Consider the following 24,884-nt stretch of genomic DNA (forward strand, 5'->3'; position numbering starts at 1 on the left):
AGTACATGATTTTCCAATCAATTTTAATTGCTAATTGTCAATATGGGGTAAATTTATTGAGTTTCAACCCAGTTATTGCGATGAATTAACTCATCAGCAATAATATAGCCCAGTTTATCGGCAATTTGTTGCGATGGTGTGCGCAAAATACTCTCAACCTCAAGTGCGTGATAATTAGTCAGCCCTCGCCCAATTTCTCTTCCTGATTGATCAAGGCAAACAATAATATCACCGCGATCAAAAGCCCCCTCCACAGCAATGACACCGATAGGCAGCAAACTCTTCCCATCTTTTAAGAGCGCTTTAACGGCGCCATCATCAACGGTAATCTTTCCTTTAATCTGCTTTTGCCCTAGAATCCAGCGCTTTTTCGCCGTAATTTTTGAGCCATCGGCATTTAATTTTGTGCCAACTTGTGTGCCTTTAGCAATATCTAAAAGCGCATTTTCACGATCGCCTTTAACGATATAAGTGGTCGTACCAGAGGTTGCGGCAATATGTGATGCCATAATTTTGGTATACATTCCTCCCGTCCCAAAGCGCCCACCTTCACTTGTGACCATTCCTAGTAATCTCTCATCATGTGCATCTGCTTCATGAATCATTTTTGCATCGGGGTTTTTACGAGGATCAGCTTCATAAACTCCCTCTTGATCCGTTAAGATTACATAAACATCCGCTTCAATAAGGCTTGCAACTAATGCGCCTAATGTATCGTTATCTCCAAATTTAATCTCGGAAAATGAGATCGTATCATTTTCATTAATCACAGGAACTGCGTTATACGTTAATAACGTATTGATCGTATTTTTGATATTTAAGTAACGCTGACGGTCTGAAGCATCTTCATGGGTTAAAAGAATTTGCCCCACATTGACATTAAAAGGCGCAAACCCTTTCGTCCAAGCGTTAACAAGCGCGGTCTGCCCAACAGAGGCTGCCGCTTGAAGTTCATTTAAAAACTGCGGTCTTTCATTCCATTTTAAGAGCTTCATCCCTTCGGCAACAGCGCCCGATGAAACGACTACCACATCAATATCGAGCTTTTGTAATGCGCTAATTTGTTCACACCAATGATAAACTCTCGCCTCATCAACTCCTTGACCATCATTTGTGATCATCGCACTACCAATTTTAACAACCCAGGTACTCTTCTCAGTCCCTTTATCTGCAGCTTTTGTCATAAATCATTAACACTCTATTAAGTTATCAACTGTTTTATCTAAATGATGGTGCTATTCTAGCACCTTGACGATTTTATCTGTTAATATAATCAGAATGTATACAGATGTTGTATCAGAGTGAGTAAAATGATGAAAAATTATTCGCATTTGCATAATGATGAGCACCTCACAAAGATCTTTTACCCAAAGATCTCTAAGTAAAAAACCACTTCAAAAGAGCGGTTTTCAAGCATTATCTTCAACATAGAGCGCTTTTATATTTAAATTTTCTCAGCCAATCATTCTATTGCCTGATATGAAGATTTAACAATCCATGGATGCTGCGAGTAAGTTCAATAATAAGAAAAAGGTGCTGAACGCCCTACTCCTTAACCTCTGTAAAATGATTTTTATTCGAGATGTCTACTTTTTAGACATCTCATCAATAATATAAGAAGATAGTGGAAATAAAATGACAGTAAAAACACTTTATGAAAAGATTTGGGATGATCATGTCGTACGTACAGAGGAAGATGGTACGGCGCTAATTTATATCGACAGACACATTATTCACGAAGTCACAAGCGCACAAGCCTTCGAGGGCCTTGAGAAAGCAGGTCGAAAGCTTTGGCGTAAGAACTCGATTGTGGCAATGGCAGATCACAATACCCCTACAACTAGCGATATCGGTAACATCACAGATCCCATCGCCCGTCTACAAGTTGATACGCTTCATAAAAATGCAACAGCGCATAATCTTGCTTATTTCCCAATTGGCGATGCTCGCCGTGGTATTGTTCACGTTGCAGGACCTGAGCAAGGCGCAACATTGCCGGGAATGACGATTGTTTGCGGTGACTCTCATACGGCAACTCATGGCGCTTTTGGAGCGATTGCTTTTGGGATTGGTACAAGTGAAGTTGAGCATGTCATGGCAACAAGTTGCCTTGTGCAAAAAAAATCAAAAACGATGAAGATTGATGTCGTAGGTGAATTGAGCCCTAATGTGACAGCAAAAGATCTTATTCTCGCAATTATCGGTCAAATCGGTACTGCTGGTGGCACCGGCTATGCCATTGAGTTTAGCGGCGATGCCGTTAAAAAACTCTCTATGGAAGGTCGAATGACTATGTGTAATATGGCAATTGAAGCCGGCGCTCGAGTTGGGCTTGTTGGCGTTGACCAAACCACTATCGACTATGTCAAAGGCCGCCCTTTTGCCCCAAAAGCTGAAGATTGGGATCAAGCAGTTGCTTACTGGAATACGCTTCATACAGATGAAGGCGCTCAGTTTGATAAAGTGATTACCATTGATGCAACTAAAATCGAACCACAAGTTAGCTGGGGAACAAGCCCTGAGATGGTGATTGGTATTAACGAACTTATTCCTGACCCTGAAAAAGCTAAAAATAGCGTGCAAAAAGAGAGTATTGAAAAAGCCCTTAAATATATGGGCTTAAAAGCAAATCAATCCCCTAAAGATATTAAAATTGATAAAGTCTTTATTGGCTCATGCACCAACTCTCGTATCGAAGATATTCGTGATGCAGCCAAAATGGTTGCTGGCAAAAAGAAAGCAGATAACGTCAAACTTGCGATGATCGTTCCAGGGTCTGGCCTTGTTAAAGCACAAGCGGAGAAAGAGGGATTAGATAAGATCTTTATCGAAGCTGGCTTTGAATGGCGAGAGCCTGGCTGCTCAATGTGTTTAGCGATGAACCCTGATCGTCTTGAGCCTTATGAGCATTGCGCTTCTACTTCAAATCGTAACTTTGAAGGTCGTCAAGGCGCTGCAGGTCGCACGCACTTAGTAAGCCCTGCAATGGCAGCGGCAGCGGCTATCGCTGGCCATTTCGTTGACATTCGTGAATTGAATTAAGTTTAGGAGTAAATTATGCAACCTTTTGTAACACACACCGGAATCGTGGTTCCACTTGATCGTGCAAATATTGATACAGATGCCATTATTCCTAAGCAATTCTTAACAAGTATCTATAAAACGGGCTTTGGCCCTAACCTTTTTGATGAATGGCGTTATATGGATCGCGGTGCGCCGGGAATGGATAACTCCAAGCGCCCACTCAATACAGAATTTTCACTTAACCAGCCTGAGTATCAAGACGCAACGATTTTACTCGCTCGTGATAACTTTGGCTGCGGCTCATCACGTGAACATGCGGTTTGGGCGCTCACAGATTACGGCTTTCGCTCTGTCATTAGCTCAAGTTATTCTGATATCTTCTTCAATAACTGTTTTAAAAATGGCTTCTTACCGATCCGTTTAACAGAAGAGGAAGTGGATGCGCTTTTTAAGCTTACTGCAAAGCATTCGGATCTTGAGATCAAGGTAGATCTTCCTGAACAAACAGTCACAGCGCTTCATCATGGCGAGACAAAAGCAGGTCCTTTCTCTTTTGAGATCGATGCTTTTCGTAAACATTGCATGATTAATGGTTTAGATGACATCAGCTTAACGCTCGAACATCAAGAAGATATTCGTGCTTATGAAGCAAAACGTGCTAAACAAGCACCTTGGATTTTTAAGGATTAATCCTTAAAGAAATAGTGCTAACAAAATAAAACTGAACATTATTGAGCGATTACACAATAGTGAAATTATCAAAATGCCGGCATCTTAATCAAGATTACCGGCATTTTTAAATCTATAGATGTTTAGAATGACTATTTTTCAGTGAACATCTCTTTTACAAAATCGACTTCACCGGTCTCTACTTTATAAAAAGCGCCGGCAATCCCGATTTCACCCTTTTCATACATCTCTTTTAAAACAGTGCTCTTATCTAAAATATGGCCAATGGTGTGCTCAACATTATGAAAAGCTACCATATCTACCGCCTCTTTAGATTTGATATCTAAATTTTGATGCTGCGCTTTAACGTGCTCTATTGATGGTTTTACTTTCGCTAAAAGATCCGTCAAATGTCCAAGTTCCGTGCCATGACAAGCGCCTGTAATCGCACCGCAATGAGAGTGCCCTAATACCACAATGAGCTTTGATCCTGCTAGTTTGCAAGCAAACTCCATTGAGCCAATAATGTCATCATTTAAGACATTGCCGGCAATTCTTGCACTAAAAATATCCCCTAAACCTTGGTCAAAGATTAACTCCGCTGAGGTACGACTATCAATACAACTTAAGATAATCGCAAAAGGAAATTGCCCGGCTTTCGTTTCGTTCACTTGCTCTAATAGATTGCTATGAGCTTTAAGATTGGCAACAAAACGCTTATTTCCTTCTTTTAAAAATGATAAAGCAAGTTCCGGCGTTAAGCATCTTTGATCTTCTAAATTATGTAATCTCATGATTTTAATGTCTTTTATTACTGTTATTTTGTCGCACAAAATAGACTAATCGTGCATATTTTGTGATGGCAGTTAAACAGTCTACTCTGATTTTTCTAAAAAAAAGAGCGATTGAAAAATTTTACTGCATTTTTTGCATAAATTTTAAACAAAAACCTGATCAAATCTTTGTTTGAAAAATAGGATCAAACTTGTTAACTCCCCACGATTTTAATCATAATCCCCTCGGGCGATCCTGCTGTGAGCGCCGTATTGCCTTTTGCTTTAAAAGGTTTGTCTATTGTGATGATTTTCTCGAACTTCTCGCTATCTCGGCAATCATAAAAGATACTTGAAGGTTCTTGGTAAAGATTAAAATCCCCTTGCAACATGCCGCAGTGCGTACAATTATTAGCAAAATAACTCCCTTCCAATGCTTTGCTGTAGGTTTTACGATAATGGGAGTTCGCTTCCCCCATCTTTGCTAAAACAGATGGATCTAATGCCGTAATATTAGAGACAAACGAGAGATTATGAACGTCTTGCCAGTTATAAAAGAAGGTTTCTCCCTCATCAACGTCGAAGTGAACGAGCTCATAATAGCGATCTAGTATAAAAGTCGTCACGATTGTCTGTTCATGACATTTCCAACAGGGTTTGCTTGCCATAACGATAGAATAATCTTCTGCTAATAAATTATAATCAGCTTCCTCAATTAACCAGCGATATAAAGGCGAAGGAACAGTATCCTTTATTTCCACAAACCATAATTTTAATTCAGGATTCCATCTTGCACCTAACCTCTTTGCCTCCTCTTTCTCTGCAAAAGGGACATTTAAATAGAGTTTCATATTTTATCTCCCCAAAGAATCTATCTATTACAAATTAAAAGCAACTGATACAAAAAACGTTACTATCTTCATCTACCATTTTTTAATGGCATTTTTCCATTGGCAAGATCTACCTATTATCTATTTTTAATATACGCAAAATGCCCAAAAGTGTATAGATATAGCTTTAACTGTGACATAAACTTCAAATTTATGCGCTAAACGGTTAAAATTGATAAGATTGATTTCCTTGCTTTGAAATTTGCCGGCATTCATCCGCTCTTTGCAAAAGCATCCAATTTTTAATAAATCTAAAAAGACCTTTGAAACCGATATTGATGACGCTTCTTTATGAGGATCTCATCTCTATATTTCTTGGCCTTAAATTAATATCTACAACAATAAAGTAAAAGATTCCATGAAGACTAACGAAATTCGCCGTAAATTTATCGACTTCTTTGTGAGTAAAGGTCACAAAGAAGTTGCGTCGAGCTCACTGCTCCCTGCAAATGATCCTACGCTTCTCTTTACTAACGCCGGAATGAACCAATTTAAAGATTGTTTCCTTGGCCTTGAGAAACGTGATTATGTCACTGCAACAACTTCACAAAAATGTGTTCGAGCCGGCGGAAAACATAACGACTTAGAAAACGTAGGATTCACCGCGCGCCACCATACCTTCTTTGAAATGCTCGGCAACTTTAGCTTTGGCGATTACTTCAAAGAGAAAGCAATCGCTTATGCTTGGGAACTTTTAACAGAAGTTTACGGACTTCCTAAAGAGAAGCTTCTTGTCACGATTTATCACACAGATGACGAAGCCTTTAAGATCTGGAATGAGCAAATTGGCGTTCCGGCAGAAAAAATTATCCGTATTGGCGATAAGGAAGATGGCTCATCAGATAACTTCTGGCAAATGGGCGATACCGGTCCTTGTGGTCCTTGTTCTGAAATCTTCTACGATCATGGCGATCATATTTGGGGAGGTCCTCCTGGATCTGCTGAAGAAGATGGTGATCGTTTCATTGAGATCTGGAACCTTGTTTTCATGCAGTTTAACCGTGATGAAGAAGGAACCCTTCACCCATTACCTAATCCATCTATTGATACCGGTATGGGCCTTGAGCGTATCTCGGCTATTTTACAAAAAGTGCATAGTAACTATGAGATCGACCTTTTTGTGAAACTGCTTGAAGCTTCTGCAAAAGCAGTAGGAGTTGAGGATTTAGAGAATAACTCCCTTAAAGTCTTAAGTGATCATATTCGCTCTGTCTCTTTCTTAATTGCCGATAATATTCTTCCTTCCAACGAAGGTCGCGGCTATGTGCTTCGCCGTATTATTCGCCGTGCGATTCGTCATGGTTACAAGCTCGGTCAAAAAGAGCTCTTCTTCTACAAAATTGTCCCAACACTTGTTGCGGAAATGGGGGATGCGTACCCGCAGCTTAAAGAGAAAGAAGCTTTTATTATTGAGACAATCAAAGATGAAGAGAAACGTTTCTCGACAACGCTTGAGCATGGCTTAAAACTCCTTGAAGCAGATATTATCGCCCTAAAAGGCGCAAAAGAGATCCAAGGCGAGACGATCTTTAAACTCTATGATACTTACGGCTTCCCTGTTGACTTAACCAATGATATTGCGCGCGAACAAGCGTTAACGCTGGATATGGAAGGCTTTGAGAAATGCATGGAAGAGCAACGTGAGCGTGCTCGTGCGGCAAGTAACTTTGGTGCTGAAAAAGTCTTAGATCTGCAACATGCCGATAAAACGACTTTCTATGGTTATAATTTAGTAGAAGCAGACTCAACTATTGCCTCAATTCTTGTTAATGGTGAAGTTGTATCAAGCGCTACAGAAGGCAATGATGCGATTTTAATCCTCTCAGAAACACCTTTTTATGCAGAATCAGGGGGTCAAATTGGGGATACAGGGATTATCAAAGGCGATGGTTTTGAATTCTTAGTTAAAGATACTAAAAAACAACAAGATATCTTCCTGCATATTGGCGTTGTCAAATCAGGTGAAGTCAAACCTCATACCAAAGTCACAGCAATAATTGACAATAGTCGCCGTGAGTTGATTAAGAAAAATCACTCAGCAACCCACTTAATGCACGATGCACTTCAAGCGCTTTTAGGCTCACATATTGAACAGAAAGGTTCATTAGTTACGGATGATCGCCTACGTTTTGACTTCTCACACAATAAACCTGTAAGTTTTGAAGAGATTCAAAATATTGAACGTATGGTTAATGAAGCAATTCGCCACAATCATCCTGTCGACATTAATGAAATGCCCATTGATGAAGCAAAAGCAAAAGGTGCAATGGCGCTCTTTGGTGAAAAATATGGCGATGTCGTTCGCGTTGTTGTGATGGGCGATTCGATTGAGCTTTGTGGCGGAACTCACGTTGGTGCAACCGGTGATATTGGGCTCTTTAAAATCACGCAAGAAACAGGAATCGCAGCAGGTGTTCGCCGTATTGAAGCCGTTACTGGCGGTCAAGCGGTTGAGATTATGCTAGAGCAACAAGCAACGCTTAACAAACTGGCAAATACGCTTAAAACAGATAGCGCACACATTGTTTCTAAAGTCGATAGTGCCCTTGATGAGAGCAAAGCACTTCGTAAAGAGCTTGCTAATCTTCAATCTAAACTCGTATTTGCAAGTCGCAGCGAGATTCTTGCAAAAGCCGCCGATATTAATGGCATTAAAGTTATCGTTAGCCGAATTGATGGGGCTGATAATCGCTCTCTTCGTGAGCTTTGTGATAACTTACAAGCAGAAACAAAAGGTATCACGATGCTTGTTGCCGAAGTTGATGGTCGCGTTGCGCTTGTCACTAGCGTTGATAAAGCCTTAACGGATAGCGTAAAAGCCGGCGAACTCCTTAACATTGCGGCAACGGAAGTGGGCGGTAAAGGTGGTGGTCGTCCGGATTCTGCAACGGGCGGTGGTACTGAGCCTTCCAATATCCAAAAAGCGATTGACAGTGCCTTAAACTGGATTAAAACGAAGATCTAATTCTGCTTAAAGCGAGATAGAGATCCCTTAAACTAATAAAGTCGAATAAAACGGCATTGCTGACTATACAATGCCGTTTTTTATCGCTACTATTTTAAGAAGTCACAAGATTGTATCGTAAAATTGGTTTAAAAATCACAGGGTCAAATTGCCAGCCTCGGTTATGAAGAATAAAAGAGCGGTTCTATTTGGCATCGTGCAAGCTAGTTTAATTCACGCACTGCACTGTTTTATTTTTAAATACCGTTTCTTAAACCAAATCAACTATAAAATCTCAAAGCGCGCACAAAATAAGCGTAGAAGTGCAGATCCTAGATCAAGACCTTTATCTGCATAAGCTAAAACAGCACTGACGACTAAAAATAACCAGATTCATCAAAGCTAAGGAACCTTTTCATGTCCATTATCCATCAAGATGCCCTACGCACTTATGAGCCTCAATTAATTGAATATCGCCGTTATCTCCATCAATATCCAGAGCTCTCTTTTGAAGAGACTAAAACAAGTGAATATATTACAAAAGAGATGGAAAAACTTGAGCATGCCACAATCTCCCACCCTGTTGGCAACTCCGTTTTAGTAAAGTTTATCACAGGTAAACCAGGCCCTAAAATTGGGCTACGCGGTGATATTGATGCGCTAGCTATTGAAGAAGAACGCGATGATATCGATTTTAAATCTAAAAATCCTGGCAAAATGCACGCTTGTGGTCACGATGCTCATACAGCAATTTTAATGATGGCTTGCCACTACTTTAACGATCATTTTGATGAGCTCACAGGCGAAGTCTGGGCGATCTTTCAACACGCAGAAGAACTCCTTCCTGGCGGCGCACAGGAACTTGTAGCAACAGGAATTTTTCATGAATTAGACTTTATGTATGGTCATCACCTTTGGACGCTACTGCCAACAGGAACAATTGACCTTAAAGATGGCGCAGTTACTTCTAATACGGATGTCTATACAGCAAAAATATTTGGTAAAGGAGGTCACTCTTCGGAGCCGCAAAACTGTATTGATCCCGTAGTCATTGCCGCACAAATCGTCAGTCAAATGCAATCGATCGTGGCACGTCAAATTGCGCCTTTAGAAGCAGGTGTTTTAAGTAATACTTACATCAATGGCGGGCGTAAAAATGCTTTAAATGTGATTCCAAACTATGCAGAAATTGGTGGTAGCGTTCGCTCAACAACCCCTCAAATGCGGGAGCTCTTTAAAAAATCGATTACTAAAATCATTACTTCTACTTGTGAGAACTTTGATACTACCTGCGAAATTGATTACCAATTTGGTTATGGCATGACCGATAACAATCTTGAAAAAACAGCTTTTGTCAGAGAGATCGCCACCCAAATTCCGGAAGCGAATGTGATTGCCAATCCCACCTACCTTGCGGGGGAAGATTTTAGTGCTTTTGCAGAAATAGTGCCGGCAACTTTTGCCTTTGTAGGGGTTGGTAACAAAGATAAAGATTGTATCTATCCTCATCACCATCCTAAATTTAGTATGGATGAAGATGGCTTTTTATTAGGAATGCAGATGTTTATTAACGTTGTGATGAACTACCCTAAGTATTTTTCATAAATACATTTTCAAATAAAATCTCTATAAAGCCCTAATCTTATTGCAGGGCTTTTTTTATAACCTTTTTACTATAATCGATTCAGTTTAAGAAACATTATAGTGAAATCAGTTCAAAATAGACTTATTTAAATGCCAGCGCATCAGCTATTAAACAATAAGAAATATGTTCTATCCGACATCTTGCAAGTACTATTTAATACGCACCTTGATAGATTTATGCAATGCTAGAGGGAATAGATAGAACGATTCTTGCGCTCCTCATCTCAGGTGCACCGGTAATATGGTTCAGTAACTTTTAAACGAATTTTGCTATATTAATCATTATTGCTAATTACTTAACAATAATCCCCTGCACTCCTTATTTTTAATATTCTTGACCAACCTTCATAAAAAAACTCAATTTATTAGGATCTATTCGCAAGATTGCCCTGAAACAGTTAAACTAAAGAATAACAACTCTAAATTAAAAAGTTTTATTGATACTGAAAAAAATACCAATTTCAAAGAATGTTCAGCCACTCTTTGTTATAGATATATTGATAAATAAGAGGATCATTAATTCATAATATTATTTCTAGCTATCATCTGTCTTTTTTACAACGTTAAGATAAACTAATAATTAATAGAAAACATATCACATTATCGCAACTAGCTCCGGCAATGACGGTTTTGTCATTAAATCGAGTACTAACCTGAGGTTTCCAAATGCAAAAAAGCAATCGTAAAAAATATATTATCGGCGGTATCATCATTCTAGGATTGATCATCATCGCAAACTATTTTTTAAACCGTGACCAAATGGAAGGATTTATCAAAAGTAATGGTCGCATCGAAGTGACTCCCCTTGATATCTCTACAAAGCTCCCCGGTAGAGTTGATAAAATCTTAGTAGATGAGGGTGATTATGTAGAAGAGGGACAATTATTAGCAATCATGCAACTTGATTCATTAGAAGCACAACTTGCAGAAGCAGAAGCCTATCATCAACAAGCGCAGCACCAAGCAGACTCAGCTAAAGCGGTGATACAAGCTCGTGAAAGTGATAAAGTCGCGGCAGAAGCCGCCGTTTCAGCAACTGAAAGCCAACTCTACGCGGCTGAAAGAAAGTTAAACCGTCTACAGGCACTTGTTAAAAGAGGTGCAACAACAGAACAAGATTTTGATGACCAAGAAGCATTTACCCGAGTCTTAAAAGCAGATGTTGCCACCGCAAACTCTAAAGTTTTAGCAGCACAAGCCGCTATTGATGCAGCAAAAGCACAATTTGTTGCGGCAGAATCGCAAGTCATCGCCGCTGAAGCGACGATTAATCGAGTTAAAGCAGATATTAAAGATGCCAATCTTATTGCGCCTGTTACAGGTCGTATCCAATACCGTATCTCTGAACCTTCAGAAGTTTTAGGCGCTGGTGGAAAAGTATTAAATCTCTTAGATCTTTCAAAGGTTTATATGACATTCTTTGTGCCAACAGAATATACCGGCATGTTGATCGAGGGAAAAGATGATGGTACCGAGGTACGCATTGTCTTAGATGTTGCCCCTGATTCACCAATCCCTGCACGCATTACCTTTGTTTCACCAGAAGCGCAATTTACACCAAAAACGGTTGAAACCCAAAGTGAGCGCCAAAAATTGATGTATCGAGTCAAAGCGCAGATCAATCCTGAACTTTTAGATCGCTATCAAAAATATATTAAAACAGGCGTAACAGGAGAGGCTTACATTAAAGTCGATCCTAATAAAAAATGGCCGGCATTCTTAAATGGCCCGCTAATTGAAGAAGCAAATGCGAAGTAAATAATGTTACTCTCCCGCTCCTACAAAATGTGAGCGGGAAATTCACTATCGCTCCTTGTTTCTCATTTAATTCATAAGGAATCTCTATCGATGATTATGAAAGAAGCCGTTGTATCTATTCAAAACGTCAGCTTTAATTACAAAGATAACGTTGCACTAGATCACCTCTCTATTGATTTCCCAAGTGGAATCATTACCGGGATGATCGGTCCTGATGGCGTCGGTAAATCGACCCTTCTATCGCTAATTTCAGGCGCAAGAGCCATCCAAACGGGTGAAGTGATTGTCCTTGGTGGTGATATGCGTGAAAAGGCTGTACGAGACGTTATCTGTCCCCGTATTGCTTACATGCCACAAGGGCTTGGAAAAAACCTCTACCCAACGCTCTCTGTGGAGGAGAATTTACAGTTTTTTGGCAGGCTTTTTGGGCATGATGCAAAAGAGCGCCGTCAGAGAATTGATGATTTAACCAAAAGCACTGGACTTTATAACTTCCTCGATCGCCCTGCCGGCAAACTCTCAGGGGGCATGAAACAAAAGCTCGGACTTTGCTGTGCGCTGATTCATGATCCTGATCTTTTAATTTTAGATGAGCCCACAACAGGCGTTGACCCTTTAGCGCGAGCCCAATTTTGGGACCTGATCAACCGTATCCGCCTAGAGCGTCCTTCAATGAGCGTGATTGTTGCAACGGCTTATATGGATGAAGCGGAAAGATTTGATTGGTTAATTGCGATGGATGATGGCAAGATTTTAGCAACAGGCACCACTAAAGAGCTCTTAAGCCGCACACAAACGGATAACTTAGAAGCCGCCTTTATTTCCCTTCTTCCAGAAGAGAAAAAAGAAGGTTACGAGCCAATTGTCGTCCCCCCGCTTGAGATTGATAAAAACACTCCCACCGCAATTAAAGCGGAAGGCTTAACCATGCGTTTTGGGTCTTTCACTGCCGTTGATAATGTGAGCTTTGAGATCCAAAAAGGAGAAATTTTTGGATTTTTAGGTTCAAATGGTTGCGGAAAATCAACCACAATGAAGATGCTGACAGGTCTTTTACCGGCATCAGAAGGAACTGCTTGGCTATTTGGTAAAGAGATCGATTCTAATGACATTAATATCCGTAAACGTGTGGGATATATGTCACAAGCCTTCTCACTTTATAGTGAGCTCACGGTACTTCAAAATCTTGAACTTCACGCTAAACTTTTTCATGTTCCCAAAGAAAAGATCGATGCCCGTATTGATGAGATGATCCATCGCTTTGAGCTTAAAACCGTATTAGATAAGCTCCCTGATGATATTCCTCTAGGAATGAAACAGCGCTTATCACTTGCTGTAGCAATGGTACATAAGCCAGAGCTCTTAATTTTAGATGAGCCAACCTCTGGCGTTGACCCTGTTGCAAGAGATAGCTTTTGGCGCTTATTAATTGAACTTTCCCGTAAAGATGGGGTCACAATCTTTATCTCAACCCACTTTATGAATGAAGCTCTTCGATGTGATCGGATGTCGATGATGCATGCAGGGAAAGTGCTTGATAGCGATACCCCTCAAAATCTTGTTATTAAGCAGCAAACAGATACGCTAGAAGAAGCATTTATAAAATATCTCTTAGATGCAGGCGCTGGCGATGAGATGCCTGAAGATGAATCATTAGAAACCATTGCCTCAAAAGAGAGCGAAACAACTAATGACAGCGCCCCTTTAGAAATCACACCAGAAACTGAAAAGCCCAAACGCTTTAGCTTACAGCGCCTATTAAGTTATACCTGGCGAGAGACTCTAGAATTACGCCGAGATCCGGTAAGAGCAACACTTGCCCTTTTAGGATCGCTCATCTTAATGGCGACAATCGGCTATGGGATTACTATGGACGTTGAGGATCTTCCCTATGCCATTTTAGATCGGGATCAAACCACCTTAAGTACTAGCTATGTCAATAACATTTCAGGCTCTCGCTACTTTATAGAGCAAGAGCCGATCTATGATTACGAAGAGCTCGATTACCGAATGCGTAATGCCGAAATTGCATTAGCTATTGAAATCCCGCCTAACTTTGCTCGCAATGTTGCAAAAGGCTCTCCTGTTGATATTGCGGTCTGGATTGATGGTGCAATGCCGCAAAGAGCGGAAACTATTCGTGGTTATGTCCAAGGAATGCACTTAGACTGGCTCCAAAAAGAGGCAAAATACCAATACGGTTTAGAGTTTGCGCCACAATTTAATGTGGAGGTACGTTATCGTTATAACCCTGATGTTAAAAGCTTAATGGCGATTGTTCCAGGCGTTATTCCCATCATGCTTCTCTTAATTCCGGCAATGCTTGCAGCGCTCTCTGTTGTGAGAGAGAAAGAACTTGGATCAATACTTAATCTCTATGTCACGCCGGTTACAAAATTTGAGTTTTTACTAGGAAAACAGCTTCCTTATATCATTATTGCCCTTTTAAACTTCTTCTTAATGGTCTTTATGGCAATTTTGATCTTTGGTGTCCCTGTTAAAGGGGGCTTAATTACGCTAACCATTGCGGCATTTTTCTTCTCCATATTCTCCACAGGATTTGGTTTACTCGCATCAAGTTTTACCAGTAGTCAAATTGGGGCAATGTTCTTCACTATTATTGGAACCTTAATTCCTGCCATTCAATTTGCCGGAATGCTCAATCCTGTAAGCTCAATGGATGGAATCTCTCGTCTTATTGGGGAGATCTACCCTGCTTCTCATATGCTAACCGTTTCCCGAGGTATCTTTAGTAAATCACTCTACTTCAGCGATCTCTCTGGGGAGCTATTTATCTTGATGATTGGTGGCCCGCTCATTGTTCTTTGCAGTGTTCTTTTACTCAAAAAACAGGATTCTTAAGATGGTCAAAAACAGTATTGAAAATATCTACAATCTTGGTGTAAAAGAGCTTTGGAGCTTAATCCGAGATCCGATTTTACTAATTTTAATTGCCTTTACCTTTACCGCATCTGTTTATACCGCGGCAACGGCGGTGCCTGATGGGTTACAAAATGCAAGTATCGGCATTGTAGATGAAGACCGCTCAACGTTATCTGAGCGCCTTCAAACAGCCTTTTACCCCCCGCAATTTACACTCCCTGATGAGATTACACTCAGTGAAATGGATGCAGGCTTAGATCGTGGCGAATATACATTTGTCCTCAATATCCCCCCGTCATTTCAACAAGATCTCTTAGGCAATCGTCATCCAACCATGCAGCTTAATATCGATGCCACAAGAATGACGCAAGGCTTTACCGGTAATATGATTATCAATCAGATCATCAATGCCGAGATTAGTGAATATTTAGCAAGGGAACGTTCTGTACAGGATTTACCTGTTAACTTAACAGAGAGAATGCGCTTTAACCCAAACCTTACAGCTTCATGGTTTGGGGCACTCAATGAAGTGATTAACTTAGTCACGATGCTCTCTATTATCTTAACGGGAGCGGCTGTTATTCGGGAGCGAGAACGAGGCACGATTGAGCACCTTCTTGTCATGCCTTTAACACCCTTTGAGATCATGCTCTCAAAAGTGTGGTCGATGGGATTAGTGGTGCTTATTGCCTCATCCCTTTCATTGATATTTGTGGTTCAAGGCGCTTTAGATGTGCCTATTGAAGGCTCTATCACGCTCTTTATTGTGGGCGCTGCGCTCAATCTTTTTGCAACGACCTCCATTGGGATTTATCTCGCCACAATTGCTAGAAACATGCCGCAGTTTGGAATGCTATTACTCCTTGTTCTTGTGCCTTTACAGATGCTTTCAGGAGGAATGACGCCACGAGAGAGTATGCCAGAAATCATTCAATATATTATGCTCGCCGCACCCACAACGCACTTTATTGAGCTTGGAAAAGCCATTCTCTTTAGAGGCGCCGGCATCTCAATTGTTTGGCCTTCTATGGGGTATCTGCTCTTAATTGGCTCGGCTTTCTTCTACTTTGCACATCGTAGATTTAGAGCAACAATTGGGCAGATGGCTTAAAACTAATTCAATTTATATTAAGGGTTAGTTATCAAATAAAAGGCTAATAACGCACTAACAAAAAGAGACCTAAATATCGGTCTCTTTTTTTGTCATATACTCTTATAGTGATTTCCAAATAAAATGAGAGCTCAAAATTTGTTCGTTAGTCATCCTCCTAAAATAGATTGATGAGCGGCTGGGTCGAATGCTTGCATGTTTTTGGAAATTACGTGCCTGCAGTTTTAAGCCTTTTTCAGCTCGTATCGGAATTTAATGCGTAATAGTTATAAATGCCGGCGCATCGGTTATGAGAAGCGCAAGAATCATTCTATCTGGCATCTTATAAGTTGATTTGATGCGAATACTCTATTTTTTACCGTTTAAAACGATATTTATTAAACCGAGCCGGCTATATTATTCGCTTAAAAAAGTTAACGGGGCCTTCGTTACGCAACAACCTAATCAGCTTATTCAAATTATCGCTATCCATCTTGTTATTTTTTCTTTAACTACTAATCCCTTTTGGGGTACAGCGATAAACATATGCCGGCGGGAAGTTTTTCATCACAAGTTTTCGCTCCCAATCAAAATATCTTGATAACACACGCTCCATCTTTTGCGTGTATTGAAAGAGAACAAAGCATCCCCCCGTTTTTTGTAAAATTTTCATCACCGATTGCAAGATCTTTAAAGAAACACGTAGTGGCAGTGATAAAAAAGGCAAACAAGAAAAAATCACATTAAATGGCTGATCAAGCTTCTCAGCTGAAATCTTACAAACATGAAGGCGCGCATCATCGATATGATCAAGATCTTCAAAAAAAAGCGGGTTAATCTCATAAGCACAAAGCTTTGAATCCTCTGACATGGCTTTTAGAAGATGCTTTGTCAAAACGCCATCACCAGCCCCGAGCTCTGCCACTTTTAAATCTGCTTGCTGCCAATCCATCTCTGCAATCATCGCTTTGCAAAGCGTAGGAGAAGAAGGAATTAAAGTCCCGATACTTCGAGGAGATTGAATAAAACCATTGAGGTATTTTAGATGCTTTTTATAATGCTGCGGCATTTTTGGCAAGGTTCCTTCTTTATAAACAAGCAATTAATAAATGCCATTATTAAACCACAGAATTATGTCAACTTGATGACATAATTCATTTTCGATAAAAAATAGCAAAAGCCCCCTTGATTAAACTCTGTACGATCCTCATGTAGTTAAAACGTAGTTTCAAAAAGAGATCTGTGGCATGATAAGTAGATCACTAAAAATTCAAAAGGTGAGGATCATTGGTAATAAATACCCATCAAGTATCTATATTTTCAATAAGATAACTCAATCCTCACACTTTAAAAAAGATATTTATAAACAACTATTGTAAGCATCTCATTAATTACTAACAATGAAGGAGTACTATTTATGACAACGGATTTCCGTATTGAAAAAGACACCATGGGTGACATGAAGGTTCCTAACAACCAACTTTGGGGCGCTCAAACTCAACGTTCTTTACAAAACTTCCGTATCTCTAATGAAAAAATGCCAAAAGCATTAATCGAAGCTTTAGCGATTGTGAAAAGATCAGCGGCTAAAGTGAACATGGACCTTGGCCACCTTGATGAGAAGAAAGCAAAAGCAATCATCGCTGCTGCTGATGAAGTGTTAGCAGACAAACATTCTACAGAATTTCCGCTTTCGCTCTGGCAAACAGGTTCAGGCACACAAACAAACATGAACATGAACGAAGTCCTTGCAAATCGCGCTAGTGAAATTCTCGGTGGTGTTCGTGGCGAAGAGCGTTTAGTGCACCCTAACGATGATGTTAATAAAGCACAAAGCTCAAATGATACTTTCCCAACAGCGATGCACATTGCTGCAGTATTAGAGATCAAACGTCTTTTACTTCCTGAATTAAAACGCCTTCGTGAAACGTTAGGTCAAAAAGCAGAGAGCTTTAAAGATATCGTGAAAATTGGTCGTACGCATTTACAAGATGCAACCCCATTAACGCTTGGGCAAGAGATCTCTGGCTGGGAAGCGATGCTCGGTCATAACTTAATCCATATTGAAAACGCACTGCCACACCTTTCTGAACTGGCTCTTGGCGGTACAGCAGTTGGAACAGGCTTAAACACGCATCCAGAATATGCAACTCGTGTTGCTAAAGAGATCGCAGATTTCACTGGCGAAGCATTTGTTACTTCACCAAATAAATTTGAAGCTTTAGCAACCACCGATGCGCTCGTTCATGCGCATGGCTCTCTTAAAGGCTTAGCCGCGTCACTCAACAAAATCGCAAATGATGTTCGCTGGTTAGCATCAGGCCCACGCTCTGGAATTGGTGAGATCTCTATTCCTGAAAATGAGCCAGGTAGCTCAATCATGCCAGGAAAAGTTAACCCTACACAATCTGAAGCATTAACTATGGGTTGTGCGCAAGTATTTGGTAATGATGTTGCTATTAATATCGGCGGCGCATCAGGGAACTTTGAGCTTAACGTTTTCCGCCCAATGATTATCGAAAACTTCCTCCAATCCGTTCGCATCTTAGGCGGCGGTATGGAGAGCTTTAATGATCACTGTGCTGTTGGGATTGAGCCAAATCGTGATCGTATCACAGAGCTTGTTAACAACTCACTCATGCTTGTAACGGCTTTAAATACCCACATCGGTTATGACAAAGCGGCAGCAATTGCTAAAAATGCCCACGCAAAAGGCACAACCCTTAAAGAGTCAGCGCTTGAGCTTGGTTTCTTAACTGCTGAAGAATTTGATGCTTGGGTTGTTCCTGCTGAAATGGTCGGTTCTTTAAAATAAGGGCCTTAAAGAGATCTAGTTATCTAAATGGATAACTCAATCCTTAAGAGTCATAGAGAAAAGCTATCTTACAAGATAGCTTTTTTTATTCTTGAGTTTTATAGAGTCGATTCAGTTTAAGAAACACTATTTTAAAAATATTAAGGGTGCAGATTGTATATCAAATAAGCTTACACACTGCCGGATAGAGTAATTCTTGCGCTTCTCATAACCGATGCGCCGGCAATCTGATTCAGCCCCTTTTAAACCGATTTCACTATAAGCTTGCGTGATGCTGGATAAAACGACTCTTATGCTTCTCATAACCATGCACCGGCAACCTGATTAAGTGACTTTTAAACCGATTTTACTATAGGACGAACACGAAATATTCCCTCTAGGCTTTTTGCATAAATCTATAAAGATACGTATTAAATAGCGCTTGCAAAATACCAGATAGAACCTATTTCTTATTGTTAATAGCCAATGCTCAGCATTTCAACCAGCCTGTTTTAAACCTATTTCACAATACCCGTGCATTAACTATAAGAAACGCGAGAATCGCTCTTCTCTAGAATCACACAAGCTAATTTGATTCACACGCCGCACTATTTTGCTTTTGAAGTGATTTTTTCCTAAAAAAGAATCCACTATATCTCTTATTTCTCTTAAAAAAATCACAAATCATCGCTTTCTCTCACTTCTTTTAAGATTACTTGTCCTATCTCACTGTTTTAAGTCTCGTTTTCAGTCAGATTCTTGTTATTATGAGGTTTAGATGATATATCTCTCTAAATAAGAAAATGCTTTATCTGCGCATTTTTTAAGAAAAAATGGCATAGTAATCACATTATCTTATAAAAATATCTTGATAATAAAAATGAAGAATATATCAACCCATTAAAAGGACGCTTACCAGATTCTAATAAAAGAAACTGATAAGCAGTACAAGTGAAATTTACCCAATTTAACACTTGTAAGGATCAAAACATTTACCCAATGTTGAACTTCGGTTCATTTGATCTTGTCATCTATTTTTATCGACCTATTCATCGACCAATGGAGGCGCAATAATGCTAACGCGTATTTTATCTGAACAACAACTTCCAACCCTCTCCCCACAAGAGTTTTTCCCAACTATTGGGCAAACTTATTTAGAAGATGAAGAAGTTGCCTTGCAAAGACTGCAAACATCTCTTGAGATTGATGCAGATATGGCTCAAAAAATCCGTGATGAGGCATATAGTGTCATCCATGATATTCGTAGTAAACCAGATATTGAAAGCTCACTTGATGCGCTTTTAAGGGAATATAACCTCTCTACTAAAGAGGGATTGGTCTTAATGTGTTTAGCGGAAGCTTATCTTCGTATTCCTGATAAAGCGTCAGCAGATGCTTTTATTCGAGATAAAATTGCCGGCATTAACTGGAAAAGTCATAAAGGCAATAGTGATAAATCACTGGTAAACTTCGCCACTTGGGGCTTAATCCTTACGGGCAGTATTATGGATGTCAATGAAACAAGTGGCATCTTTAAGAAAATGACCAATAAACTGAGCGAACCTATTATTCGTCAAGCCGTTTACCAAGCGATGAAAGTGATGGGGAAACAGTTTGTCCTCGGTGAAACGATTGAAGAGGCCCTTAAAAATGGTCGTAAAATCCGTGAAGCAGGCTATACCTATACCTTTGATATGCTTGGCGAAGCTGCCATGACAGAGCAAGATGCCGCGCGCTATTTTGAAGATTATAAAGCAGCGCTGATTGCCGTTGGCAAAGAATCTCCCCTACCTAAGAGCCCAAAACCTTCTCTCTCTATTAAACTCTCCGCTCTTCACGCTCGCTATAATGTTGCCAATAAAGATCTCATTATGACTGAACTTTATGATCGAGTGAAAGAGCTGGCATTATTAGGCGCTCAAATTGATGCAGAAATTAGTATTGATGCAGAAGAAGCCGATCGCTTAGAACTCTCATTAGAGCTTTTTGAAAAACTTTTAGAAATAGAAGAGATCCGTAATTGGGGCGGTTTAGGGTTAGTGATCCAAGGCTATGCAAAGCATGCCTTACCCGCCCTTATTTGGACGACACTTTTAGCAAAATCTCATAATACAACGATTCCCGTCCGCCTAGTAAAAGGGGCTTATTGGGATACTGAAATTAAAGACTCACAAGTCCGTGGGTTAAATAATTTCCCCGTCTTTACGCGGAAAGAGAATACTGATATCTCCTATTTAGCCTGCGCTAAATATATGTTATCGCCAATGGCGCAAGGCGCAATTAAACCACAGTTTGCTACGCACAATGCACAAACTGTGACATCCATCTTAAATTTTGCTGCCAAAATTAATAACGATCAATTTGAATTCCAGCGCCTTCATGGCATGGGCGAAGCACTCTATAATGAGATCATCGCTAAATCAGGAAAAAGCGTTCGTATCTATGCACCAGTTGGAAAGCATCATGATCTTCTCCCCTACCTTGTGCGCCGTCTACTTGAAAATGGCGCGAACTCCTCATTTGTCCATCAGCTTGTGGATCCTGAAGTGGAAATTGATTCATTAGTTGAATCTCCCTCAACACTTCTTGAGCAATATGGCTCTATTAAAAATCCTGCGGTAATTTATTCAGATCACCTTTATAAAAGCCACCAAAACTCACGAGGTTTAAATACCAATATTAGTTCCACGTGGGAACCCTTTGCGAAAGATTATCATGAGTTTTTAAAGAAAACATGGAGCGCTGCGCCCCTTATTAATGGCAAAGCACAAACAAATGGCAATACGGCTATCGAAGCACTCTCACCCACCGATCTTAAAACGGTGGTTGGAAAAGTCAGTACTGCAACACCGGAGCAAGTGGAAACAGCTATTAGCTCTTTACAAGATGCATGGTTTAATTGGAATCTGCATGGATTTAAAAATCGCGCAATCATCTTTGAAAGAATGGCGGATCTACTAGAAGAAAACCGTGCGGAGCTCATTGCGCTTTGTAGTTTAGAAGCGGGGAAAACGATTCAAGATGGAATTGATGAGATTCGAGAAGCGGCTGATTTTTGTAGATACTACGCCTCAGAAGCTCGCAAATATGATACTGAGACCATCTTTGCAAGCGCAACGGGTGAGCGTAACAGCTTCCATTATAGTGGCAAAGGTGTCATCGCTTGTATTAGTCCATGGAACTTCCCGCTTGCAATCTTCTTAGGGCAAATCACCGCTGCGCTTGTAAGTGGCAATACAGTTTTAGCAAAACCCGCAGAAGCAACACCTCTTATTGCTTACCGCACCGTTGAGCTCCTTTTTGAAGCAGGCTTACCGGCGGATGCTATTGCCCTTCTTCCGGGAGATGGTAAAGTTTTAGGAGATATTTTCACAAAAGATCATCGTGTTGTTGGCGTCTGTTTTACAGGATCAACGGCAACGGCTAAACATATTAACTTAAATCTAGCTCAACGTGATGGCGCAATTCCGATGCTCATTGCCGAAACGGGTGGACAAAATGTGATGTTTGTCGATTCAACAGCGCTTCCTGAGCAAGTTGTACGCGATACTCTACAATCAGCTTTTGTTAGTGCTGGTCAACGCTGCTCTGCACTTCGAGTGCTCTATTTACAAGAAGAGATTGCCGATCGCATCATTGAGCTCTTAAAAGGCGCTTTAGAGGATTATGTTGTCGGACTTCCTTTTAGCCGTAAAACAGATGTTAGTACCGTGATTGATGAACGCGCAAAACAAGGATTACAAGCCCATATTGATGAGCTAACAGCGGCCGGTAAGTTATTGGCTCAAGCACCGCTTGACCCTAATTTGACAGGTTACTTTATCGCTCCTAGCGTTTTTGAAATCGATTCTATTAAAGATCTTAATAAAGAGAACTTTGGTCCGATTCTTCATATCGTTCGCTACAATCGTCGTGATCTCGCTTCTCTTATTAAAGAGGTCAATGCTACTGGCTTTGGTTTAACCATGGGCATTCATACTCGAAATGATACCGTTGTTGATGAGATTCTGACCCTTGCTCGTGTGGGGAACTTCTATGTTAACCGTAACCAAGTTGGTGCCGTGGTTGGGGTTCAACCTTTTGGGGGATTAGGATTATCAGGAACAGGGCCAAAAGCGGGAGGACCGAACTATTTACTGCGCTTTATGAATGAGCATTCTGTCTCAATTAATACCGCCGCAATTGGTGGTGACGCTGCGCTTATTAGCCAAGCATACCAAGAGGAGAGCCTAGATTAATGCAGCATAATAACAATAACCAAACTTACCACTATCATAGGATGAAAAGGAGCTTGTTATGAGTTCAATACAACCGATACATATTACATTTTTTATCTATATACTTGCCATGATCGGCATTGGGTTTTATGCCTATAAATCTACCAATGACCTATCTGACTATATCTTAGGAGGTCGTAGTCTTGGAAGTGTTGTTACAGCGCTTTCAGCTGGGGCTTCAGACATGAGTGGTTGGTTACTCATGGGGCTTCCTGGCGCCATTTTTGTCGCAGGAATCTCAGAATCTTGGATCGCTATCGGCTTAACATTAGGGGCCTATCTTAACTGGCTCTTTGTTGCCGGTAGACTGCGGATGTTTACTGAAAAAGCCAATGATGCACTCACCCTTCCAGATTACTTCCAAGGTCGATTTGAAGATACGAGCCGCTTATTGAAAATTTTCGCAGCGATCATCATTCTCTTCTTCTTTGTGATTTACTGTGCTTCTGGGGTTGTTGCAAGTGCTAGATTATTCGAATCTACTTTCGATATGAACTACGACACGGCAATCTGGGTTGGCGCTTTTGCTACCATTGCTTATGTATTTATTGGCGGGTTCTTAGCCGTTAGCTGGACAGATACCGTACAAGCGACCTTAATGATCTTTGCATTATTACTCGTGCCGACAGTCGTTATTCTTAAAATGAATAATGTTGGCGAACTCGATATTGCTAATGCTATAGAAACAGTGCGTCAAGCTAGCCCAAGTCATCTGAACTTTACTCATGGTTTAACGTGGATTGCGATTATCTCCTTAATTGCTTGGGGCTTGGGTTATTGTGGTCAGCCACATATTCTTGTTCGCTTTATGGCGGCAGATTCTGTAAAAACGATTCCAAAGGCTCGCCGTATTTCTATTACTTGGATGGCACTTTGTCTTTTAGGTGCAGTATTAGTTGGATTCTTTGGTTATGCTTACTTCTTAGAAAACCCTGAAGCTGGCATTAACGTTATTGGTGGCGTTACAGCTAGTGGGGAGGTTATTAAAGGAAATCCTGAATCGGTCTTTATGGAACTTGCAAAAGTTCTCTTAAACCCATGGATTGCGGGTATTGTACTTTCTGGTGTATTAGCCGCTGTCATGAGTACCTTAAGCTGTCAATTGCTCGTATCTTCAAGTGCTTTAACTGAAGACCTTTATAAAGGTTTCTTACGTAAAAATGCATCAGAAAATGAGCTTGTTTGGATTGGAAGAATGATGGTATTTATCGTTGCCGCAATCTCTATCTACATTGCTTATGATCCTGATAGTAAAGTCTTAAGCCTAGTTTCTTATGCTTGGGCAGGCTTTGGCGCGGCATTTGGTCCTGTTGTGATCTTCTCTATTTTCTGGAAACGTACAACCCGTAATGGCGCCCTTTTAGGAATGATTACAGGAGCTTTAACCGTGATTATCTTCCCTAAAATTAAAGAGTGGTTAGCAGCAAGTGGCGGTGTTGAAGTTCAACAGATCCTTACGGATTTCCCACTTTTAGGACTTTATGAAATCATCCCAGGATTTGCCTTAGCATGTCTTATGATCATTATTGTAAGCCTACTTGGAAAACCAACAAAATCGATGGTTGCACAATTTGAAGAGACTTCAAAAGCTTATAAAAAAGCGATGCAATCGTAAGTTTTAAATAAAAATACATCACTTCAAAAGCACTGTAAGATAATCTTATAGTGCTTTTTTATCAGCTAGTTTTAAAGATATTTTCACCATAATAAGGTATTAAAGATGAAAGTTATTAAAAGTAAAGAATTTACCACAGATCGTGCTTGGGCGGCATTAGATATCGCTAATTTACAGGGGATTACTGTAAGGCTTCATTGGACAGATCAACCTTACAAGTGGCATATCAATGATGGTGAAGAGATCTTTGCCGTCATGGATGGCGCAGTTGAAATGCACTATAAAGAAAATGACATTATTCATCAAGTATTACTAGAAACAGGCGATATCTTTCATGCCACCATTGGCACAGAGCATGTTGCCCACCCTCAAGGTGCTGCAAGGGTGCTTGTTATAGAAAAAGAAGGATCTATTTAACTCTCTATTTTTGAAGATAGGTGATCTAAAACCTATCTTCCTCACAATTGCTCTCAACTCTTCACAAAAATCTGGAATATCCTTCATATTTGTATTACTGTACTAT

At 40.3% G+C, this 24,884-nt stretch carries 15 protein-coding genes; 11 read left to right on the forward strand and 4 right to left on the reverse strand.

Going from position 1 to position 24,884, the window contains the following annotated elements:
* Positions 1-53: 53 nt before the first annotated feature.
* Entirely contained in the window at positions 54-1,184 is a 1,131-nt protein-coding gene (gene proB, locus MMG00_RS05040; protein WP_242152307.1) for a glutamate 5-kinase, read from the reverse strand.
* 451 nt (positions 1,185-1,635) lie between these two features.
* Between proB and leuC the strand changes: the two genes are divergently transcribed.
* Together leuC and leuD are read left to right on the forward strand one after the other, a co-directional pair.
* The gene (gene leuC, locus MMG00_RS05045) at positions 1,636-3,042 is read left to right on the forward strand and encodes a 3-isopropylmalate dehydratase large subunit (protein WP_242152310.1); all 1,407 of its coding nucleotides are present in this window, start codon (positions 1,636-1,638) and stop codon (positions 3,040-3,042) included.
* 15 nt (positions 3,043-3,057) lie between these two features.
* A complete protein-coding gene (gene leuD, locus MMG00_RS05050) occupies positions 3,058-3,714 on the forward strand; it encodes a 3-isopropylmalate dehydratase small subunit (RefSeq protein ID WP_242152313.1) in 657 nt (218 codons plus the stop codon).
* A 131-nt stretch (positions 3,715-3,845) separates the two neighbouring features.
* Here leuD and MMG00_RS05055 read toward each other — a convergent pair whose 3' ends face one another.
* Entirely contained in the window at positions 3,846-4,487 is a 642-nt protein-coding gene (locus MMG00_RS05055; RefSeq protein ID WP_242152316.1) for a carbonic anhydrase family protein, read from the reverse strand.
* Positions 4,488-4,681: 194 nt separating this feature from the next.
* Positions 4,682-5,317, reverse strand: coding sequence for a DUF5710 domain-containing protein (locus tag MMG00_RS05060; RefSeq protein WP_242152319.1), 636 nt, complete (start codon positions 5,315-5,317; stop codon positions 4,682-4,684).
* Positions 5,318-5,714: 397 nt separating this feature from the next.
* Here MMG00_RS05060 and alaS point away from each other — a divergent pair, with 397 nt between their 5' ends.
* From alaS to MMG00_RS05085, 5 genes are all read left to right on the forward strand, one after another.
* Positions 5,715-8,321, forward strand: a complete 2,607-nt coding sequence (gene alaS / locus MMG00_RS05065) for an alanine--tRNA ligase (RefSeq protein ID WP_242152321.1) — start codon at positions 5,715-5,717, stop codon at positions 8,319-8,321.
* Positions 8,322-8,717: 396 nt separating this feature from the next.
* Positions 8,718-9,905, forward strand: a complete 1,188-nt coding sequence (locus MMG00_RS05070) for an amidohydrolase (RefSeq protein ID WP_242152324.1) — start codon at positions 8,718-8,720, stop codon at positions 9,903-9,905.
* A gap of 705 nt (positions 9,906-10,610) precedes the next feature.
* Entirely contained in the window at positions 10,611-11,702 is a 1,092-nt protein-coding gene (locus MMG00_RS05075; protein WP_242152327.1) for an HlyD family secretion protein, read from the forward strand.
* 90 nt (positions 11,703-11,792) lie between these two features.
* Positions 11,793-14,564 (forward strand): ribosome-associated ATPase/putative transporter RbbA, encoded by a 2,772-nt coding sequence (gene rbbA / locus MMG00_RS05080; protein WP_242152330.1) that lies wholly within the window; start codon positions 11,793-11,795, stop codon positions 14,562-14,564.
* A 1-nt stretch (position 14,565) separates the two neighbouring features.
* Positions 14,566-15,696: an ABC-2 transporter permease gene (locus MMG00_RS05085; protein ID WP_242152333.1), complete on the forward strand. Its 1,131-nt coding sequence runs from the start codon at positions 14,566-14,568 to the stop codon at positions 15,694-15,696.
* Positions 15,697-16,183: 487 nt separating this feature from the next.
* On the opposite strand, the gene MMG00_RS05090 is transcribed toward MMG00_RS05085, so the two are convergent.
* A complete protein-coding gene (locus MMG00_RS05090; protein WP_242152336.1) occupies positions 16,184-16,744 on the reverse strand; it encodes a class I SAM-dependent methyltransferase in 561 nt (186 codons plus the stop codon).
* 348 nt (positions 16,745-17,092) lie between these two features.
* On the opposite strand from MMG00_RS05090, the gene fumC reads away from it, so the two are divergent.
* The 4 genes from fumC (at position 17,093) to MMG00_RS05110 (ending at position 24,778) form a co-directional block, all read left to right on the forward strand.
* Complete coding sequence (gene fumC / locus MMG00_RS05095) at positions 17,093-18,490, forward strand: class II fumarate hydratase (protein WP_242152339.1); 1,398 nt, start codon at positions 17,093-17,095, stop codon at positions 18,488-18,490.
* 1,052 nt (positions 18,491-19,542) lie between these two features.
* A complete protein-coding gene (putA, locus tag MMG00_RS05100; protein WP_242152342.1) occupies positions 19,543-22,707 on the forward strand; it encodes a bifunctional proline dehydrogenase/L-glutamate gamma-semialdehyde dehydrogenase PutA in 3,165 nt (1,054 codons plus the stop codon).
* Positions 22,708-22,765: 58 nt separating this feature from the next.
* Positions 22,766-24,361: a sodium/proline symporter PutP gene (gene putP / locus MMG00_RS05105; protein ID WP_242152345.1), complete on the forward strand. Its 1,596-nt coding sequence runs from the start codon at positions 22,766-22,768 to the stop codon at positions 24,359-24,361.
* Positions 24,362-24,466: 105 nt separating this feature from the next.
* Positions 24,467-24,778, forward strand: coding sequence for a cupin (locus tag MMG00_RS05110; protein ID WP_242152348.1), 312 nt, complete (start codon positions 24,467-24,469; stop codon positions 24,776-24,778).
* Positions 24,779-24,884: the final 106 nt, after the last annotated feature.

This window comes from Ignatzschineria rhizosphaerae (assembly GCF_022655595.1).
Classification (GTDB): domain Bacteria; phylum Pseudomonadota; class Gammaproteobacteria; order Cardiobacteriales; family Wohlfahrtiimonadaceae; genus Ignatzschineria; species Ignatzschineria rhizosphaerae.

Excerpts from the sequence above, each read along its gene's own strand:
- leuD (WP_242152313.1), top strand. The coding sequence starts at position 3,058 with ATGCAACCTTTTGTAACACACACCGGAATCGTGGTTCCACTTGATCGT.
- putA (WP_242152342.1), top strand. The coding sequence starts at position 19,543 with ATGCTAACGCGTATTTTATCTGAACAACAACTTCCAACCCTCTCCCCA.
- MMG00_RS05070 (WP_242152324.1), top strand. The coding sequence starts at position 8,718 with ATGTCCATTATCCATCAAGATGCCCTACGCACTTATGAGCCTCAATTA.
- putP (WP_242152345.1), top strand. The coding sequence starts at position 22,766 with ATGAGTTCAATACAACCGATACATATTACATTTTTTATCTATATACTT.
- MMG00_RS05090 (WP_242152336.1), bottom strand. The coding sequence starts at position 16,744 with ATGCCGCAGCATTATAAAAAGCATCTAAAATACCTCAATGGTTTTATT.
- fumC (WP_242152339.1), top strand. The coding sequence starts at position 17,093 with ATGACAACGGATTTCCGTATTGAAAAAGACACCATGGGTGACATGAAG.
- MMG00_RS05085 (WP_242152333.1), top strand. The coding sequence starts at position 14,566 with ATGGTCAAAAACAGTATTGAAAATATCTACAATCTTGGTGTAAAAGAG.
- MMG00_RS05055 (WP_242152316.1), bottom strand. The coding sequence starts at position 4,487 with ATGAGATTACATAATTTAGAAGATCAAAGATGCTTAACGCCGGAACTT.
- proB (WP_242152307.1), bottom strand. The coding sequence starts at position 1,184 with ATGACAAAAGCTGCAGATAAAGGGACTGAGAAGAGTACCTGGGTTGTT.
- MMG00_RS05110 (WP_242152348.1), top strand. The coding sequence starts at position 24,467 with ATGAAAGTTATTAAAAGTAAAGAATTTACCACAGATCGTGCTTGGGCG.
- rbbA (WP_242152330.1), top strand. The coding sequence starts at position 11,793 with ATGATTATGAAAGAAGCCGTTGTATCTATTCAAAACGTCAGCTTTAAT.
- alaS (WP_242152321.1), top strand. The coding sequence starts at position 5,715 with ATGAAGACTAACGAAATTCGCCGTAAATTTATCGACTTCTTTGTGAGT.
- leuC (WP_242152310.1), top strand. The coding sequence starts at position 1,636 with ATGACAGTAAAAACACTTTATGAAAAGATTTGGGATGATCATGTCGTA.
- MMG00_RS05075 (WP_242152327.1), top strand. The coding sequence starts at position 10,611 with ATGCAAAAAAGCAATCGTAAAAAATATATTATCGGCGGTATCATCATT.
- MMG00_RS05060 (WP_242152319.1), bottom strand. The coding sequence starts at position 5,317 with ATGAAACTCTATTTAAATGTCCCTTTTGCAGAGAAAGAGGAGGCAAAG.